Origin of the sequence: Ahrensia marina (assembly GCF_001293565.1) — a bacterium.
GTDB lineage: Bacteria > Pseudomonadota > Alphaproteobacteria > Rhizobiales > Rhizobiaceae > Ahrensia > Ahrensia marina.
Window position 1 is genome coordinate 1 of record NZ_JXMU01000025.1, and the last position, 16,773, is coordinate 16,773.

Sequence of the window (16,773 nt, forward strand, 5' to 3'; positions counted from 1 at the left end):
CGCAATTCCAAGAATTCATTTTCTCTCCCGCGAAGGGAGAGAAAAGGCACCGTGCCCTCCCTCCCACTTTGTAAGGGAGAGGGACACAGGGTGGGGGTTACTCAAACAATCCGTATTCCGCCCCCACCGGCTCTGGGCCGCAAGCGACCCAATCGCTTGCCTCCCCCATAATTGGGAGGAGGCGGTTAGTACCTTCCCCTCCCCACAGGCGTGAGGAGGCAGAAACTTATCCAACTACCTAAAGTCCACCCTCATAATCTTGCCCAAACAACGAGGACGATATGGATTGGCAGGCGGCGATAAACATCAACAGACAGGCATTGCTGCGGATCGTAGCGGCGCTGGTCGCGCTTGTTCATTCCAGTAAGGCTGTGCCACGCGCCCTGCGCCATCAAATCCTGCGCGTGCTCGGCCCTGCTGAAAGCGCCGCGCGGCGTATGATTGTGCTAGCCGCACGGTTTCAGAAAAGCGTAAGCAACGTATCTGCTTCTTCGGCCAACCCTACCCTGCCGGACTTTGCTACGTTTGACTGCGAAACAAAAACACCACGCTTTAAACTGTTTGATCCGCGCAAACGATTTGACTGGCTTAACGAGCAACCATCAAAACACATGCTGAAAGCTCTGCCGCGCATCAGCGTGATCGGCGTAACGAACCCCGTGTTCGAAACACCAAAACAATCCCACGAAGACAGCACCGCCCTCACCCGCCGCCTGCAAGCGCTGCAAGACGCGCTTTCCGACCTGCCCAAACAGGCAAAGCGACTGAACCGCCAAATGCAAAAGCGCAAAACCGCCCCCGCAGGACCAAGACGTGTGCCGCCCCTGCGGCCCGGCCTGCCGCCGGGCTTCCGGCAAAAGCCGCACCATGCCGTCGATCATGTCTTAAAAGAATGTCACGCGCTGGTGGTTCAGGCCCCCGCAGCACCGCCATAAGTCTTATAAATTTCCGCAAATGTGACCTGCCTTGCTGGCGCGGGAACGCACAACCATGTCCAAAATTTGAGGTCAAACCAGCTATAAGATAAACATTGCCGCCGCTCTTCCATCGCCCGCCACATTCGCCTAGTTTCCACGGCAGGAAATAAAGGAATTTAAAATGGCACTTGATGGTAAAATCGCAATCGTAACCGGCGGAGCGCAAGGCATCGGCTATGCCATTTCAAAGCGCCTTCTTCTGGATGGCGCAAAGGTCGCGATCGCCGATATCGATAAACAGGCAGGCCGCACAGCGGTTGAGGAACTATCGTCGCTCGGCAGCGTGGAATTCATTCATACCGATGTCGGCAACCGGCTTGATGTGCACAATTTGATTGCCGCTGTTGTTGAACAGTTCGGCGATATCGACATTCTGGTCAACAATGCCGCCGTTATCCACGGCGAGGATTTTCTGACAATTTCCGAAGAGGATTTCGACCGCGTTATGCGCGTGAATATCAAAGGCGGATTTTTGTGCGGTCAGGGCGTTGCCAAATTCATGGTCGACAAGGTGGAAAAAGGCGGACCGGCCGGCGCAATCGTCAATATGTCGTCGATCAACGGTCATTTCGCATTGGCCGATCAGGTGCCCTATTCGGTTTCCAAAGGTGCGGTCAATCAGCTGACAAAAGTCATGGCGCTGTCGCTCGCGCCGCATGGTATCCGCGTCAATGCGGTCGGGCCGGGTTCGATCATGACCAAAATGCTGTCATCGGTAAACAGTGATCCCGAAGCGCGCGCACGCATCCTGTCACGCACCCCGATGGGCCGCATCGGCAAGGCATCGGAAGTCGCGGCAGTCGTTGCTTTTCTGGCGTCCAACGAAGCAGCCTATATGACCGGCGAAATCGTGCATGTGGATGGCGGGCGCATGGCGCTTAATTATACCGTGCCGATCCCCGACGATGATGCCGCCGCTTCGGAGGATGACGAAGAGTAAGAATATTTGCTGATCCTCCTGACATGATGTTGTCAGGAGCCATGTGCCAATGTGCGCTCATCACAACCCGAGAGGAAAGAACATGAGCGCACCGACTGAAACAAAGAGCAAAACCGGCGAAGCCTGCTGGTTTGAAATCCCGTCAACCGATCTGGACCGCAGCCAGAAATTTTATGAAGCTGTGCTTGGCATCAAAATGATGAAGACAGAAAAAAGCGATGATCAACCCAATGATGTTGTCTGGTTCAAGAGCTTTGATTCAGAAGGCGTGTTCGGCCATATTTATCCCGGAAAACCGGCAAAAGAAGGCGAAGGCAATACGATCCACTTAACCAGCGAAGATAAGTTGGAAGATGTGATGCCGCGCGTGGAAACTGCCGGCGGGAAAGTCGTTTCGCCCGTCATTCCAATTCCGGCCGGCCGCTTTGTTTACATCACAGATCCGGACGGCAATTCTATCGGCCTGTTCAACGTGAACTAAAAAGGGTACTGACATGCGCCGCGCAGATCGCCTGTTCCAGATTGTACAACATTTGCGCGGCGGCAGACTTGTCACTGCCGCCAAACTTGCAAATCATCTGGAAGTATCCGAACGCACAATCTACCGCGATATTGCCGACCTGCAATCAACAGGCGTTCCGATCGATGGTGAGGCCGGTGTCGGCTATATCATGCGCGAAGGTTTTGACCTGCCGCCGCTCATGTTTACGCGCGATGAAATTGTTGCGCTGGTCGCGGGCGCACGAATGACCCGTGCCTGGGGCGGCGCGGCGATGGCTCGCGCGGCAGAAGAAGCTTTGATAAAGATCGAATCCGTCTTGCCAATAGACCGCCGCAACAATTTAAATGCGGTGGAAATCCACGCGCCGTCCCACCGTATGAAACAGAATGACCGTGAAATGATCGACGCGCTGGAACGGGCCTGCGACAAGCGTCAGATTATCGAGATTGTCTATACGAATGCGAAAGGCGAACAAACCAATCGTCCCGTTCATCCGCTCGGCCTCTGGTTTTGGGGCGGCGGCTGGACTTTTGTCGGCTGGTGCGAATTGCGCGAGGATTTCCGCATGTTCCGCATCGACCGGATATCGAAGTTCATCGACACGGGCAGTCAGTTCAAAGTGGAACGCGGCAAAACCTTGCGTGATTTTTATCGGCAGATGGAGGAATGCGGCGAAATTCCGCGCACTCAATGCAGCCTATAGCGCCAACAAAAAAGCCGGGCGATTTATCCACCCGGCTTTAAAGCATTCTATAATCAGCTCTTAGTCTTCTTCTGATGAATTATCATCGTTTGATTTCAAAGAGTTCAATTTTGCAAAAACCGCATCGGCATCAAAATCATCATCTTCAGTTTTGGCCGGCTTATAGTTTCGCGATTCATCCTCAAGCGCCATGCCTTCTGTTTGTGATGCCGGAAGCAGCGCCTCACCGGCAACGTCCACATCAGCTTCTGCCGGACGGTTTTTCGCCGCTTTGTTTACTTCAAAATCAAGATCAATCTGCGAACATAGTCCGAGTGCGACCGGGTCAATCGGTTGAAGATTTGCCGAGTTCCAGTGTGTGCGCTCACGAATTTGCTGAATTGTATTCTTCGTTGTTCCAACAAGACGCGAAATTTGCGCGTCTTTCAACTCAGGGTGATTACGCACCAGCCACAAAATCGCGTTCGGGCGGTCCTGACGTTTTGAAACAGGTGTATAGCGCGGACCTTTTTTCTTGGTCTGCGGCACACGCACCTTTGATTCCTGAATCTTCAAAACATGATCAGGGTTTTCTTCTGCCCGTGCAATCTCATCGCGGGATAGCTGGCCGGTGTTGATAGGATCAAGACCTTTAATGCCCTGCGCTGATTCGCCATCGGCAATCGCTTTAACCTCAAGCGGATGCAATGTGCAGAACGTCGCAATCTGGTCAAATGTCAGTGCGGTGTTATCAACCAGCCAAACGGCTGTCGCTTTTGGCATAAGCAAAGTTGCCATGAGATATACCTTTCCTGTTCGTCCGCGCCGGTGCCGCGGGCGTGGCTTTCAACCACTAATGTCCGGAATATGCCCTCGCATATCAAAACCGCGCGTCAAGCGCAACCAATTTACGCATCTGTGGAGCGTCATCAAACTGTCACCTGACTGTCATCCAGCGTTCACCAGCTTGAGGCAGAGCCATAACATTATTGAGGGCTAGGAGAACAGGCATGCCAAAATCAGGAAAATTATTAAGCAGCGTCGCGATAATGACGCTTGCAACCGCGACAGCAACGACCGTCAATGCGCAAGATACCAGCGCAAAGGTTTTCAACCGGATCGCATCCTTTCCGGTAAACACAAATATCCCTGAAAGCATGGAGCAAACATCAGAAAGCTCTGCGGAAATCATCGACGTAACTGCTGACGGCATGACGCTCGTTTACTCCGATAGCCCGCTTGGCGGCATTGGCATGGTTGATATTGCCGACCCTAAAGCACCAAAACCGGCTGGCTTTATCGCAACAGACGGCGAGCCGACCTCTGTTGCGATACAGGGCGCAAACGCACTGGTGGCAGTCAACACATCTGAAAGCTACACGCAGCCCGGCGGTAAATTATTGAGCATCGTCCTTGCCGACCAGTCTGTCGCGCAAAGCTGTGATCTCGGCGGCCAGCCGGATTCGGTTGCCATATCGCCGGATGGCTCGCTGATTGCCGTCGCGATTGAAAACGAACGCGATGAAGACCTGAACGACGGTGTTATCCCGCAATTACCGGCAGGATATGTGCTGACTTACAAACTGAACAATGGCGCGATCGACTGCGACAGCAAAGTCATGGCCGATATGACAGGATTGGCGGACATCGCGCCAACCGATCCTGAGCCGGAATTCGTAACAATCAATGATGCCAACGAAGTGGCAGTCACATTGCAGGAGAATAACCATGTGGTGGTATTCAATGGAACTACCGGCGACATCATTTCCCACTTTTCAGCGGGCACTGTCGACCTTGAAAACGTGGACACGAACGAAGAAGGTGCGTTGACATTTGACGACACTTTAGAAGGTGTTCGCCGTGAACCGGACGCCATGAAATGGCTCGACAACAACCGCTTGGTCATGGCCAATGAAGGCGATTATGAAGGCGGCTCGCGCGGTTTTACAATCATGAGCAAAACCGGCGAAGTTCTATTCGAAAGCGGCCTTGCTCTCGAATATGAAATCGCCATGGCAGGCCATTATCCTGAAAAACGTTCAGGCAATAAAGGCGCTGAGCCGGAAGGTCTGGAAGTCGGCACATTTGACGGCCAGCAATATATTTTCATCCTTTCCGAACGCGGCTCAGTCATCGGCACCTATAAAGATATGGGCGAAGGCAACGACCCCGAGTTCACGCAGCTTTTGCCGAGCGCTCTTGCTCCTGAAGGTGCTGTTGCAATTGAAAACCGAAATCTCTTGGCAATAGCCAATGAGGCGGATTTGATCGAAGATGGCGGTGTGCGCAGCCATGTTACGCTTTATGAATATGCGGACGGCGAAGCATCCTATCCGATGATAATTTCTTCGATGGATGAGAACGGACGTCCGATTGGCTGGGGTGCGCTTTCAGGTCTTACAGCGGACCCTGAGCAAGCTGGCATTCTGTACGCGGTCAATGACAGTTTCTACGCGATGCAGCCAACAGTTTTCACAATTGATGCCAATCAAAAACCGGCGAAAATTACAAAGGCAACACGTGTGACGCGCGGCGGCTCTAATGCGCAAATGCTTGATCTGGAAGGCATAACACCAGACGGCGAAGGCGGCTTCTGGCTTGCGTCTGAAGGACGCACCGAGCGTATGATCCCGCACGGCCTATACAGAATTAACGCCGATGGTGAGATCGAGGAACAGGTTGCATTTCCTGCTGAATTGCTGGCCGTAGAAAAGCGTTTCGGCTCAGAAGGCATCACTAAAATTGGCGATACATTATGGATTGCCATCCAGCGTGAGTGGAACGATGACAAAGCCGGTTTTGTCAAACTGGTTGCTTATAACACAGCCGATAAAACATGGGGTGCCGTCAGCTATCCGCTTGATGAGAAAGGCGCGGGCTGGGTTGGCCTTTCCGAAATCACCGCCTATGGCGATCAGGTATTTATCGTCGAGCGCGACAACCAAATCGGCGAAGCTGCGAAAATCAAAAAGCTCTACGCTGTTTCAGTTGATCAGCTAAAGCCGGGCAAACTGGGCGAAGAATTGCCCGTCGTTGAAAAAACACTTGTACACGATTTCCTGCCTGATCTGAAATCAACCGGCGGCTATGTCGTGGACAAGATCGAAGGCTTTACAATCGACAAGGCTGGCAATGCTTTTGCTGTAACAGACAATGACGGTATAGATGATTCCAACGGTGAAACATTGTTCCTGAATATCGGACCATTGGCAGTTTCTACGAACTAACTGGCACACCATCAAAAAAGGCGGCGCATCAGCGCCGTCTTTTTATTTGCCTATTTTTAGGCAACATCCAGAACTATTTTCCCGATATGCGCCCCCTCTTCCATCCGCTCATGCGCGCGCCACGCTTCCGCGAGCGGAAAAATCATATCCATGACCGGCGCGATACGCACTTCTTCAATCATGGGCCAGACATGCTCTTCAAGCTGCCGCGCAAGCAATGCTTTGACCTCAAGCGGGCGAATGCGCAACGTTGATCCGGTATGGGTCAGCCTCTTCATCATCAGTTTTGAGAAGTCGGCTTCGGTTTTAGCCCCGCCCAGAAAGGCGATCTGGACAATACGGCCATCCATCGCGGCACAGGCGTAATTGCGGTTGATATAATCACCGCCAACCATATCCAAAATAACATCAACGCCGCGTCCGTCCGTTACCTGTTTGGCAACAGACACAAAATCTTCCTCATGATATTCGACCACATGATCAGCGCCAAGCTGGCGGCATGCGTCCGCTTTTTCACCTGATCCAACAGTTGTAATGACGGTCGCGCCGAAAGCTTTGGCGAGTTGTATGGCCGTTGTACCGATGCCGGAGCTGCCGCCATGCACGAGAAAGACCTCGCCTTTTTGCAAAGCGCCGCGCTCGAAAACATTGTGCCAGACGGTGAAGAAGGTTTCAGGCAAAGCGGCGGCCTGCGTCATCGTCAAGCCTGCCGGAACAGGCAAAACACTGCCGGCATCCACGCTGACATATTGCGCGTATCCACCACCCGCAGTGAGTGCACAGACCGCATCGCCAACGCGAAAGCGCGTGACGTCATCGCCAACCGCTTCAACAATGCCTGCGACTTCCAGCCCCGGCAAATCAGACGCATCTTTCGGCGGCGGATAAGCCCCCATACGTTGAAGCACATCGGGCCGGTTTACGCCCGCAGCCTTTACAGCAATAAGCACCTCATGCGGCGCTGCCTGCGGTATATCGCGCTGACAGAGGCTGAGCGCTTTGGGGCCGCCCGGCTCGGTGATCTCCACCGCTTTCATCTTTTTTGTGTTGGTCATCATACCGTCCTTTTGATTACCCCTCACTTGTTTGATTACCCTCTTGGCAGCCGATTGTGGCAAGTTTAATCTTAGTCCAGTTTTAAGCTGTGAGGATAAAATGATGTTTGACGGGGACGACGAGCCAAAGAAAAAAACACCTTACCAGTTAGGCCAGAATATCGACGACCTTTCTGTTGGCGATCTGACAGAATTGATTGACGACTTAAAACAGGAGATTGTGCGCCTTGAAAAAGAAGCAGACGCAAAGGGCAAAAGTCTGGGTGCGGCACAGGCGCTGTTTAAAAGTTGAACATATGCTTTCAAAAGCGCCGTAAGCGCTAACACCATATTAACCCTTATGAGATATTAACTTTATTGTTCGGATTTATTCGAACTCAATCAAAGCTTTGGCTTTGTTTGACGCCTCCCCTGTATATCTTCAAGAGCCGCTTTTGCGGCTCTCTTTTTTTGTCCGGTTCATTCCTGTAAAAATACAGTCTTCGAAGCTCATTCTCCTGCAAATCAACAATTTACAAGAATGAAGGCACCTTTTACCTCTTTGGCCGTTAACCTTGCATTAAGGATGTTCTTGCGTGATCCTGTGGGAATATGGAATGTGGTCGTGCAAGACACGCACTGAAGCGTTATTGAGCAGAATAAGTTTTCTAAGGGTAGGTAATGACTAACAACGCAGACCATCAGAACACCATTCAATTTTCAAGCCGGAAGGCTGCATCGCCTGCGTTTACAAAACTTTATTCCGAAGGAATGGCGCTTGTCGAAGAAACGGCCGCTTATCTGGAAACTGAAGGGCGTGAAGAGGCTAAAAAATTAAAGCGCGTTGCCGCGACGCTTTATGCAGCCGAATCCATGCGCTTGACGACCCGCCTGATGCAACTTGCCTCCTGGCTGCTGCTGCAACGTGCATTGAACTCAGGTGAAATGTCTGAAGAGCAAGTCAGATCCGAAAAAGACAAAATCCGTCTCGACACAAATTCAAGCAATAAAGACGTGGCTTCCTGGAATGAACTGCCTGAAAAATTTACCGATCTGGTGCGCCGCTCACTGAGCCTCCAAGCGCAAGTTCGCACGATAGACGATGGCGGCGATCTTCTGGAAGATGGCGCATATGCAACGCAGGAAAATCCTGTTCTTAATCAGGTCAATCTCTTAAAAACAGCATTCGGGGCAAAATAAGCCCCGAACTTGCCGCTTAAGCTGAAGCTGCTTACGCCGACATCACGCACAAACAAAACCCCGCTGATCAGATCAACGGGGTTCAATTGTTTTTAAGCTTCAAAAAAGCTTAGAGGCCAAGCCCGTCGAAACGTTTCTTGAACTTGGAAACACGGCCGCCACGGTCCAGCATAGACTGGTTACCGCCGGTCCAAGCCGGATGCGATGACGGATCAATATCCAAATTCATTGTGTCGCCTTCAGAACCCCACGTTGAATAAGTCGTGTATTCTGTACCGTCTGTCATGACCACTTTGATCTTGTGGTAGTCTGGATGGATATCTGCTTTCATGTCGAAAACTCCAATATTTATAATGCTGTGGCGGACATATCGTCGCGCAACCACCAAAGTTTTAAAGGAAAAGCCGCGAACTCAACGCCCACGGCTTTGAAAATTGTTGAGGTGCCTATACATCAGGGATAATTCTGACACAAGACTGTTGGCAGCGATTCATGACAATGAATTTTCAAATGGCCAAAGAACAAACGAGCAAGTGACATGAGTAAAGATGTAAAGCGTGGCGATCGCGCCAAATCCAAATCGGTTCGCCCGCTTGCTGCTCTCCTGCCATATCTTGCCCGTTACAAGAAACTTGTTATCGGCGCGGTTGTTTCATTGTTCCTGGCAGCCTTCACCACACTGGCCCTGCCAACTGCGGTGCGCCGTGTGATTGACCACGGCTTTAGCGATGAAAACGCGGCGCTGGTCAATAACTACTTTACCGTCTTGCTGGCGATTGCGATGCTGTTGGCCATTGCCAGCGCCTGCCGGTATTTCTTTGTGATTACACTTGGCGAACGCGTCGTTTCTGATATCCGCCGCGATGTTTTTGAAAATGTAATGACGCTGTCGTCCACCTTCTACGACACGGCACAATCGGGCGAAATTGTTTCACGCCTGACCGCCGATACCACACAAATCAAATCTGCTGTGGGCGCCACCGCTTCGGTTGCTTTACGCAACATTATTTTAGGTGTCGGCGCACTGATCATGATGGTCATCACAAGTCCTTCACTGGCGGGCATTGTTGTCGGCGTTATACCGCTGATCGTATTGCCGCTCATTGCCTTTGGCCGGCGTGTCCGTGCCAAAAGCCGCAAGGCGCAGGATACTTTGGCAAACGCCTCTGCCTACGCATCCGAAGCAATAGGCGCGGTGCGCAGTTTTCAAGCCTTTACCAATGAAAGCGGTGCAACACGCCATTATTCCAATGCCGTTGATACGGCATTTAACGCGGCACGCTCTGCCATTGGCGCACGCTCCATTCTCACCGCATTTGCCATCTTCATGGTATTTTCTTCGGTCGTTGCCGTGCTCTGGATTGGCGCAAACCGTGTATTGTCAGGTGAAATGACACCCGGAACACTCGGCCAGTTCCTGCTTTATGCAATTTTTGCCGCAGGGGCGCTGGGCGCGCTATCCGAAATATGGGGCGAGATGCAATTGGCGGCAGGCGCAGCCGAACGGCTAAGCGAATTGCTGGTCGAACAAAGCGACATCAAAAGCCCTGAAAATCCTGCGCCCCTGCCGGAGCCTGCGCTCGGCACGGCTTCGTTTGAAGATGTCACTTTCGCCTATCCGACACGGCCACAGGACATGGCGTTGAAAGGCCTGTCATTCAACATTCAAGCCGGTGAAAGCGTTGCAATTGTCGGTGCATCCGGCGCGGGCAAAAGCACTCTCTTCGGCCTGTTGATGCGCCAATATGATCCGCAATCCGGTACCATCAAAATCGACGGGCTGAATGTGCGTGATGTCGATTTGAAACAATTGCGCGAGCGCATGGCAATTGTACCGCAGGATGTGACAATTTTGTCCGGAACGGTGGCCGAGAATATCGCTTTCGGTAAACCTGATGCCTCGATGGACGAAATCAAGGCAGCAGCGATCGCCGCACAGGCCCAGAGCTTTATTGAGGTCTTGCCGGAAGGCTATCATACACAGGTTGGTGAACGCGGCGTCACGCTCTCCGGCGGACAGAAGCAGCGCGTTGCGATTGCCAGAGCCATTTTGCGCGATGCGCCTATTCTTCTTTTGGATGAAGCGACATCGGCGCTGGACGCCGAGAACGAAACGCTCGTTCAAAAAGCGCTTGAAAAGCTGATGGAAGGACGCACCACGCTGGTTATTGCACACCGCCTTGCCACGATTTTAAAGGCGGACAGAATACTTGTCATGGACAATGGGCAAATCGTGGAAAGCGGCAATCACAAAACGCTTTCGGCCAAGAAAAACGGCGTTTATGCCCGACTGGCCAGCCTGCAATTTAACATCGGCAAAGCTGCATGAAGAATACAGCCATCGCACTTGAGAACTCACTCTCTTTTATCACGAAACACATGCCCCCAGATGCAATTGACTGGTGGGTTATTGGCTCCGCCGCCATCGCAATTTCAACGGATATTGATATTGTTCCCAAAGATGTTGACATTGTTGCCAATACAAAAAGCATAAAAGCGTTTCTGCAAAATGCGGGAGAACCTTTGGCACAATCCGTGGCCCATCCGCTTTTCAAATCATTTCCCTTTCAGCGTATTGCCGTGGAAAATGGTATTGCTGTTGAAGTAATGGGTGACCTGAAACTAAAAGACAAAACCCATGGATGGCAGCCGCTTTGCATAAGAACCCGACAAACTGTTATGTTTGGGAAAACAACAGTTTACGTACCTGCGATCGAAGAACAAATAGAAATATTAAAACGTTTCGGGCGGTCAAAAGACCTTGAAAAAGTGAAGCTTATCAACGCTCGGTGAGTTTAAGCTCGATACGGCGGTTACGGCTGCGCGCGCTGTCTGTGTCACCCTCAACAAGCGGTTGAAACTCACCAAAACCGGCGGCAACCAGACGGCGCGGTGTAACGCCCTGCGCGATCAAAAACTTGACCACAGATGTCGCACGCGCTGATGAAAGTTCCCAATTGTCGCGGTAGCGCCCGTTCCCCGATAAAGGCACATTATCGGTGTGGCCATCCACCCGCAAAACCCAATTGATTTCTTCGGGAATCTCGGTTTCCAACTGCTGGATGGCATCGGCAAGCTTTGCCATTTCGGCCCGTCCGGCATCATTGATTTCCGCACCGCCGGAAGAAAAAAGAACTTCAGACTGAAAGACGAACCGGTCACCGACAATGCGAATATTTTCGCGATCCGATAAAATCTCGCGCAAGCGCCCGAAAAAGTCCGAACGGTAACGGTTAAGCTCCTGCACGCGCTGGGCAAGAGCAACATTTAGACGTTTGCCCAAATCTGCGATCTTGGCATTGGCCGCGTCATCGCGTTTTTCTGAAATATCAAGCGCACTTTCCAAAGCCGCAATCTGTTTTCGCAAAGCCGAAATTTGCTGGTTCAACAGTTCAACCTGACTAAGCGCGCGCTGGCTGACTTGCTTTTCGTCATCCAGCTCTTCTGCCAATAAACCTGCGCGTTCATTAGCTTCCTGGGCAGCACCGGCACCACCAGCCAGCAATTGCTGCAAGCGTGAACGCTCTTCCTCATTGGCCTGCAACGAGCTTTGCAGACTAAGCAACTGGTCTTCTATATCCTGCCGGTCGGACTGCTCGAGAGCCAGCAGGTTTGTCAGTTCGTTAATCTGCGCATTCAGCCGGTTAAGAACGGCATCTTTTCCGGTGATTTCCTGACTGAGTAAAAATTGCGCCAGCACGAAAACCGACAAAAGGAACATAATCGCAAGCAGCAATGTGGACAGCGCATCCACAAAGCCCGGCCAATAATCAACCTGCGAACTTCCGCGCCTTCTTCGTGCCAGAGCCATTTACTTGTCCTTCGACAATTTCTGGATTGCTTCGGAAAGCTCTGAAAGCGTTTGACGGACAGCCTTTTGCTCTTTGGCCTGTGCATCGGCCCAATCACGCATCATTTGCTGCTCATTACGCATGGATTTCACAAGGCCCTGTATGCCTTCTGCCAGTGAGCCAAGGGCAGCATTCTGGCGCTGGTTTCCGCCGCCACTTTCGCTTTGCATGGCGGTGAGGCGCTCTGTAATCGCCTTTAGATTGGCGTCATCACCACCTGCAACGGCAAGTGCCGCGCCCGAATCAGGATCGGTTACAGAGGAAAGCCAGTTCTCAAGCTCTGTGTAAAAACGGTTTTGTGCACGCCCTGCCTGAAGGTCGAGAAAACCAAGAACCAATGAGCCGGAAAGTCCGAACAAGGATGAGGAAAACGCCGTGCCCATGCCTTCCAAAGGAGAAGAAAGACCGGCTTTCAGCGCATCCAAAATATCATTTGTGTCCCCTGACCCCGGATCAAGCGACTGGATGGTCGCGCCAATAGAGCCGATCGTCTGCAACAGGCCCCAGAATGTTCCCAAAAGGCCGAGGAAAACCAACAATCCGATAAGGTAACGTGATGTATCGCGGCTTTCATCAAGACGGGTGCCGATGGAATCAAGAATAGACCGCATCGAGACGGTGCTGATTGACACAGATTGCTGGCGGCTGAGCAGTGAGCGCATCGGCGCCAGAAGGACCGGCTCCTTGCGCGCGGCATTGACCGTGTCACCGGCTTTAAATGAATTCACCCAGCCCACTTCACGGAAAAGCCTGATAACCTGAAGAAAGGCCAGAACCACACCGACAAAAAGAACGCCTAATATCAGACCGTTCAATCCGGGATTGGTGACAAAAGCCGTCGATATCTGACGGTACAGGATTGCCGCCAGAAAACCGACTATCACCAGAAAGATGACCATCGAAAGCAGGAAAACCTGCGGGTTTGAAAGTTTATACGGATCGAATTTACGCCGTGTATCTCCAGCCGCCGGATCGTCAGGACCATTGATCGCCATCGATCGTCGTCTCCCTAGTCTTTTGGATGCCAAAGCATCCGTACCAAATTCACAGATCAACCATAGTAGAAACTATGGCTAAATTGAAAGCGTCAATGGCAGGAGACGGCGATAATTACGATTTTGCCGATTTAAACGGCTTACGGACAGTCTCGCCAAGTTGTTTTTGGATATATTCGTTGCCTGTCAGAATATTACCCGATTCCAGCATTGTCTGGCCGCCATTAAGGTCTGACACAAACCCGCCCGCTTCACGAACCAGAACAATACCTGCAGCAATATCCCAAGCGCTCAGGTGATTTTCCCAATAGCCGTCATACCGGCCAGCGGCAACATAGGCCAGATCGAGAGATGCCGCACCGCCGCGCCGCACGCCCACGCAATTGTTCATCACATTGCGTAGCTCGATCAGAAACTTACCATGATCGCCGCGTCCAAGATGAGGCAACCCGCAAGCAACAACACAGTCGGTGAGTTCACGGCGAGCCGCAACACGCAAACGCCGGTCATTTAAAAATGCGCCGCCGCCACGTTCAGCGGTAAACATTTCATCAGTGACAGGATTGTAGATCAGTCCGGCTGTGATAACGCCATGACGTTCCAGAGCGATCGAAATGGCAAAATGCGGAATACCATGAAGAAAATTGGTCGTTCCATCGAGCGGATCAATAATCCAGCGGCTTTGAGGGTCGTTGCCTTCTTTAACACCGCCCTCTTCCATCAAAAAGCCAAAAGCCGGACGCGCTTTTTGCAATTCTTCATAAAGAATTTTCTCAGCGCGTGTGTCCGCCTGACTGACAAAATCGCCCGGTCCTTTTACCGATACTTGCAGATTTTGCACTTCGCCAAAATCGCGTGCCAGTCCGCGGCCCGCTTTAACAGCGGCCTGAACCATCACATTCATCAGGGCAGAACGAGCCATTTTATTTTCCTAAGTTCAAGAGTATCGATTGCCGGTGCTTACGCTTCAGCGCGTTTTACATAAGTAACGTCAGAAGTATCGACGATGATTTTCTCGCCTGCGGTGATAAATGGCGGCACCATAACGCGCACACCGTTTTCAAGCATGGCCGGCTTGTAGGATGAAGAAACTGTCTGGCCTTTAACCACCGGATCAGCTTCGGTAATTTCAAGTGTTACCTGCCCCGGCAACTGAATACCAATCGGCTTTTCCTCATGGCTTTCAACGGTGACGATCATACCGTCCTGCAAGAATGCTGCACGTTCGCCAACAAAGTCGCGTTGCAATTCAAGCTGCTCATAGGTTTCAGAATCCATGAAAACCAATGCGCCATCCTGCTCATAAAGAAACTGATAGTCTTTTTGCTCAAGGCGGACTTTTTCCACTGTTTCACTGGCGCGGAAACGCTCGTTCAGCTTGGAACCGTCAAGCAGGTTTTTCAATTCAACCTGATTGAATGCGCCGCCTTTACCCGGTTTTACCGCATTGGTTTTAACCGCGACCCAAAGGCTGTTATTATGCTCAATAACATTGCCCGGCTTAATTTCATTGCCGTTAATCTTCATAGCTCATCTCATTTATGATTGTCAGAGTGGCGTAGCGCACCCCAGCGTTAAATAGGTCAATGGTGCTCCAGCACATCATTTTGCGGTTCATGACCATAAAAGACGCAAATATGCAAGATGGACACGCATTTTTGGGCTGTTTGCATTTAGCGCAATCGGTTCGCCCGTTCAATGGAAGCCTGCTGAACCTCGCCCGATATGCCTTCCCAAAAATCATCCAGCACGCGGTCACGCATACCGGCGCGCCGTGCAAGAACATACCATGCGGCTGCTTCTGTTGAATCAGCTTCTACACCGATACCGCCCCAGTATAATTTGGCCAAAGCTACCTGTGATGCCACATTGCCGGCGACCGCTGCCCGTTTAATCCAGCCAAATCCGGCTTCCAGATCACGTTCCCCGCCAATACCGCTCAGCAACATATTGCCGAGTTCCAACTGCGCCGAATCATAATTGTGAACGGCGGCGCGGGCCAGCCATTTGCGCGCTTCGGTAAGATCAACCTCAATATCACCCGTTCCGGCTGTGTAATATTGTGCAACCGCATATTGCGCATCGGGCACATTGCGTTCAGCAGCGCGCCGGTAATATTTAAAGGCATCGACTTGCCCTTTAAATCCCGGGCTTTGCTCAATGATGAGCTGCGCATAGTTAAACTGTGCCATCGCATTGCCAGCATCTGCTGCCGCTTTCATTAGGCGAACTGCTTCCTCATGCGGCACCGAATCCGCATCGCCGCGCTCAAGCAAAATAAGAGCATATCTAAATTGGGCTTCAGGCACACCCTGAGCCGCCGCCTTCTCATACCATTCACCGGCAAGTTCGGGATCGCGCGCTATACCAAGGCCGCGTGCATAAATCTCGGCAATCAGTGTTTGGGCAGCAGGATCACCCTTTTCGGCGCGCGGCAGAGCAAGATTGCGCGCGGTGATGTAATATCCGCGCTGAAATGCGCCATAAGCTTCGTCCGCAGGTTTTTCACCAAATCGGGATAAAGCAGCCGGTTCCTTCCCTTTTGGCAGTTCAACCCCTTCCGGCGCCGGTTCAAACGGGTCTTCCGCAGCAAAGGATATCTGTCCTGCAACACACAGGCTAACCACTAAAAAACTGACCTTTGCAACAGCTCTAACCATCAATCCTCACCGTCACTAAAAACAAATGTTTCCAGAACCTTGTTGGCTTGTTCACATGCCGCCTTTGCATCAACACCTTCATTCAGGACGGCTCTCGACAGTGCAACAAACTCGGCACCCGTTTGCGCGGCAGTTTCAAGCGATGATAAATCATTGCCGCCCATCACAATACAAGGCACTTCAACAACCGTCGACCACCATGCGGCCAATTCCAGGTTACGCTTGTGCGGTTCATTATGTGTGTCCTGTCCGAACCGGCCAAAGAAGACATAATCCGGGTCTTCCTCGCCCAACATCAAAGCTGCATGTTTGGTTTCTGCGCCGCCGGAACCGATAATCCATTTATGGCCGAATTCTTTGAGCGCCGTGCGCACTTCCGAATAGCCGCCAACAATATGTGTGCCGTCAACATTGCAGCGTCCGGCAATACGCGTATCACCGGCAGCGATGACAGCGGCACCTGCCGCCTGACCGTCGGCCACAACCGCGCTGAGCAAATTCTGATAGCGGTCTTCATCCAGCTCATATTGAGGCACAATAATCGAAGCGACATCACCGCCCTCCAGCGCCGCCTTCACTTGCGAAATCAATACATCATCAGGGACATCCGCCGGTGTAATCAACACCAGTCGTGCGCGGTTCTCGATGCTGTCTGTCATACTCATTCTCACAATTTATTACGCGATGTTTTGCAAGCCAATATCG

At 51.7% G+C, this 16,773-nt stretch carries 18 protein-coding genes; 9 read left to right on the forward strand and 9 right to left on the reverse strand.

The features are described 5' to 3' along the window. Nucleotides 1-281 precede the first annotated feature (281 nt). From SU32_RS14295 to SU32_RS14310, 4 genes are all read left to right on the forward strand, one after another. Entirely contained in the window at nucleotides 282-935 is a 654-nt protein-coding gene (locus tag SU32_RS14295; protein WP_054000058.1) for a hypothetical protein, read from the forward strand. 163 nt (nucleotides 936-1,098) lie between these two features. After that, nucleotides 1,099-1,917 (forward strand): SDR family NAD(P)-dependent oxidoreductase, encoded by an 819-nt coding sequence (locus SU32_RS14300; RefSeq protein ID WP_054000059.1) that lies wholly within the window; start codon nucleotides 1,099-1,101, stop codon nucleotides 1,915-1,917. A gap of 82 nt (nucleotides 1,918-1,999) precedes the next feature. After that, nucleotides 2,000-2,398, forward strand: a complete 399-nt coding sequence (locus tag SU32_RS14305; RefSeq protein ID WP_054000060.1) for a VOC family protein — start codon at nucleotides 2,000-2,002, stop codon at nucleotides 2,396-2,398. Nucleotides 2,399-2,411: 13 nt separating this feature from the next. Continuing rightward, nucleotides 2,412-3,122, forward strand: coding sequence for a helix-turn-helix transcriptional regulator (locus tag SU32_RS14310; RefSeq protein ID WP_054000061.1), 711 nt, complete (start codon nucleotides 2,412-2,414; stop codon nucleotides 3,120-3,122). Nucleotides 3,123-3,182: 60 nt separating this feature from the next. Here the strand turns inward: SU32_RS14310 and SU32_RS14315 are convergent, their stop codons facing one another. Next, nucleotides 3,183-3,899, reverse strand: coding sequence for a DUF1013 domain-containing protein (locus SU32_RS14315; RefSeq protein ID WP_054000062.1), 717 nt, complete (start codon nucleotides 3,897-3,899; stop codon nucleotides 3,183-3,185). A 212-nt stretch (nucleotides 3,900-4,111) separates the two neighbouring features. Here SU32_RS14315 and SU32_RS14320 point away from each other — a divergent pair, with 212 nt between their 5' ends. Next, nucleotides 4,112-6,328 (forward strand): esterase-like activity of phytase family protein, encoded by a 2,217-nt coding sequence (locus tag SU32_RS14320; RefSeq protein ID WP_144421156.1) that lies wholly within the window; start codon nucleotides 4,112-4,114, stop codon nucleotides 6,326-6,328. Nucleotides 6,329-6,384: 56 nt separating this feature from the next. Here the strand turns inward: SU32_RS14320 and SU32_RS14325 are convergent, their stop codons facing one another. Next, nucleotides 6,385-7,383: an NAD(P)H-quinone oxidoreductase gene (locus SU32_RS14325; protein ID WP_144421159.1), complete on the reverse strand. Its 999-nt coding sequence runs from the start codon at nucleotides 7,381-7,383 to the stop codon at nucleotides 6,385-6,387. A gap of 100 nt (nucleotides 7,384-7,483) precedes the next feature. Between SU32_RS14325 and SU32_RS14330 the strand changes: the two genes are divergently transcribed. Both SU32_RS14330 and rcdA read left to right on the forward strand, forming a co-directional pair. Next, nucleotides 7,484-7,675 carry a DUF1192 domain-containing protein gene (locus tag SU32_RS14330; protein ID WP_201454963.1) on the forward strand — a complete coding sequence of 64 codons (192 nt, stop codon included), beginning with the start codon at nucleotides 7,484-7,486 and terminating at the stop codon, nucleotides 7,673-7,675. Nucleotides 7,676-8,043: 368 nt separating this feature from the next. Next, on the forward strand, nucleotides 8,044-8,562 hold the full coding sequence (gene rcdA / locus SU32_RS14335) for a protease adaptor protein RcdA (RefSeq protein ID WP_054000064.1): 519 nt from the start codon (nucleotides 8,044-8,046) through the stop codon (nucleotides 8,560-8,562). A gap of 109 nt (nucleotides 8,563-8,671) precedes the next feature. Here rcdA and rpmE read toward each other — a convergent pair whose 3' ends face one another. Next, nucleotides 8,672-8,893, reverse strand: coding sequence for a 50S ribosomal protein L31 (gene rpmE / locus SU32_RS14340; RefSeq protein ID WP_054000065.1), 222 nt, complete (start codon nucleotides 8,891-8,893; stop codon nucleotides 8,672-8,674). 207 nt (nucleotides 8,894-9,100) lie between these two features. Here rpmE and SU32_RS14345 point away from each other — a divergent pair, with 207 nt between their 5' ends. Together SU32_RS14345 and SU32_RS14350 are read left to right on the forward strand one after the other, a co-directional pair. Continuing rightward, complete coding sequence (locus tag SU32_RS14345; protein WP_054000066.1) at nucleotides 9,101-10,891, forward strand: ABC transporter transmembrane domain-containing protein; 1,791 nt, start codon at nucleotides 9,101-9,103, stop codon at nucleotides 10,889-10,891. Beyond that, nucleotides 10,888-11,355: a nucleotidyltransferase family protein gene (locus SU32_RS14350; protein ID WP_054000067.1), complete on the forward strand. Its 468-nt coding sequence runs from the start codon at nucleotides 10,888-10,890 to the stop codon at nucleotides 11,353-11,355. The genes SU32_RS14345 and SU32_RS14350 overlap by 4 nt, the downstream gene beginning before the upstream one ends. Here SU32_RS14350 and SU32_RS14355 read toward each other — a convergent pair. The 6 genes from SU32_RS14355 to SU32_RS14380 all read right to left on the reverse strand — a co-directional run bounded on the left by SU32_RS14355 (nucleotide 11,342) and on the right by SU32_RS14380 (nucleotide 16,727). Further along, nucleotides 11,342-12,373, reverse strand: a complete 1,032-nt coding sequence (locus tag SU32_RS14355; RefSeq protein ID WP_054000068.1) for a peptidoglycan -binding protein — start codon at nucleotides 12,371-12,373, stop codon at nucleotides 11,342-11,344. The two genes, SU32_RS14350 and SU32_RS14355, sit on opposite strands and share 14 nt — an antisense overlap. Next, complete coding sequence (locus SU32_RS14360) at nucleotides 12,374-13,408, reverse strand: flagellar motor protein MotA (RefSeq protein ID WP_054000069.1); 1,035 nt, start codon at nucleotides 13,406-13,408, stop codon at nucleotides 12,374-12,376. It lies immediately after the preceding gene. A gap of 115 nt (nucleotides 13,409-13,523) precedes the next feature. Beyond that, nucleotides 13,524-14,330 carry an inositol monophosphatase family protein gene (locus tag SU32_RS14365; protein ID WP_054000070.1) on the reverse strand — a complete coding sequence of 269 codons (807 nt, stop codon included), beginning with the start codon at nucleotides 14,328-14,330 and terminating at the stop codon, nucleotides 13,524-13,526. A 38-nt stretch (nucleotides 14,331-14,368) separates the two neighbouring features. After that, nucleotides 14,369-14,935, reverse strand: a complete 567-nt coding sequence (gene efp / locus SU32_RS14370) for an elongation factor P (RefSeq protein ID WP_054000071.1) — start codon at nucleotides 14,933-14,935, stop codon at nucleotides 14,369-14,371. 146 nt (nucleotides 14,936-15,081) lie between these two features. Next, on the reverse strand, nucleotides 15,082-16,068 hold the full coding sequence (locus SU32_RS14375) for a tetratricopeptide repeat protein (protein ID WP_054000072.1): 987 nt from the start codon (nucleotides 16,066-16,068) through the stop codon (nucleotides 15,082-15,084). Then, nucleotides 16,068-16,727 carry a thiamine phosphate synthase gene (locus SU32_RS14380; protein WP_054000073.1) on the reverse strand — a complete coding sequence of 220 codons (660 nt, stop codon included), beginning with the start codon at nucleotides 16,725-16,727 and terminating at the stop codon, nucleotides 16,068-16,070. Before SU32_RS14380 ends, SU32_RS14375 begins: the two co-directional genes overlap by 1 nt. Nucleotides 16,728-16,773: the final 46 nt, after the last annotated feature.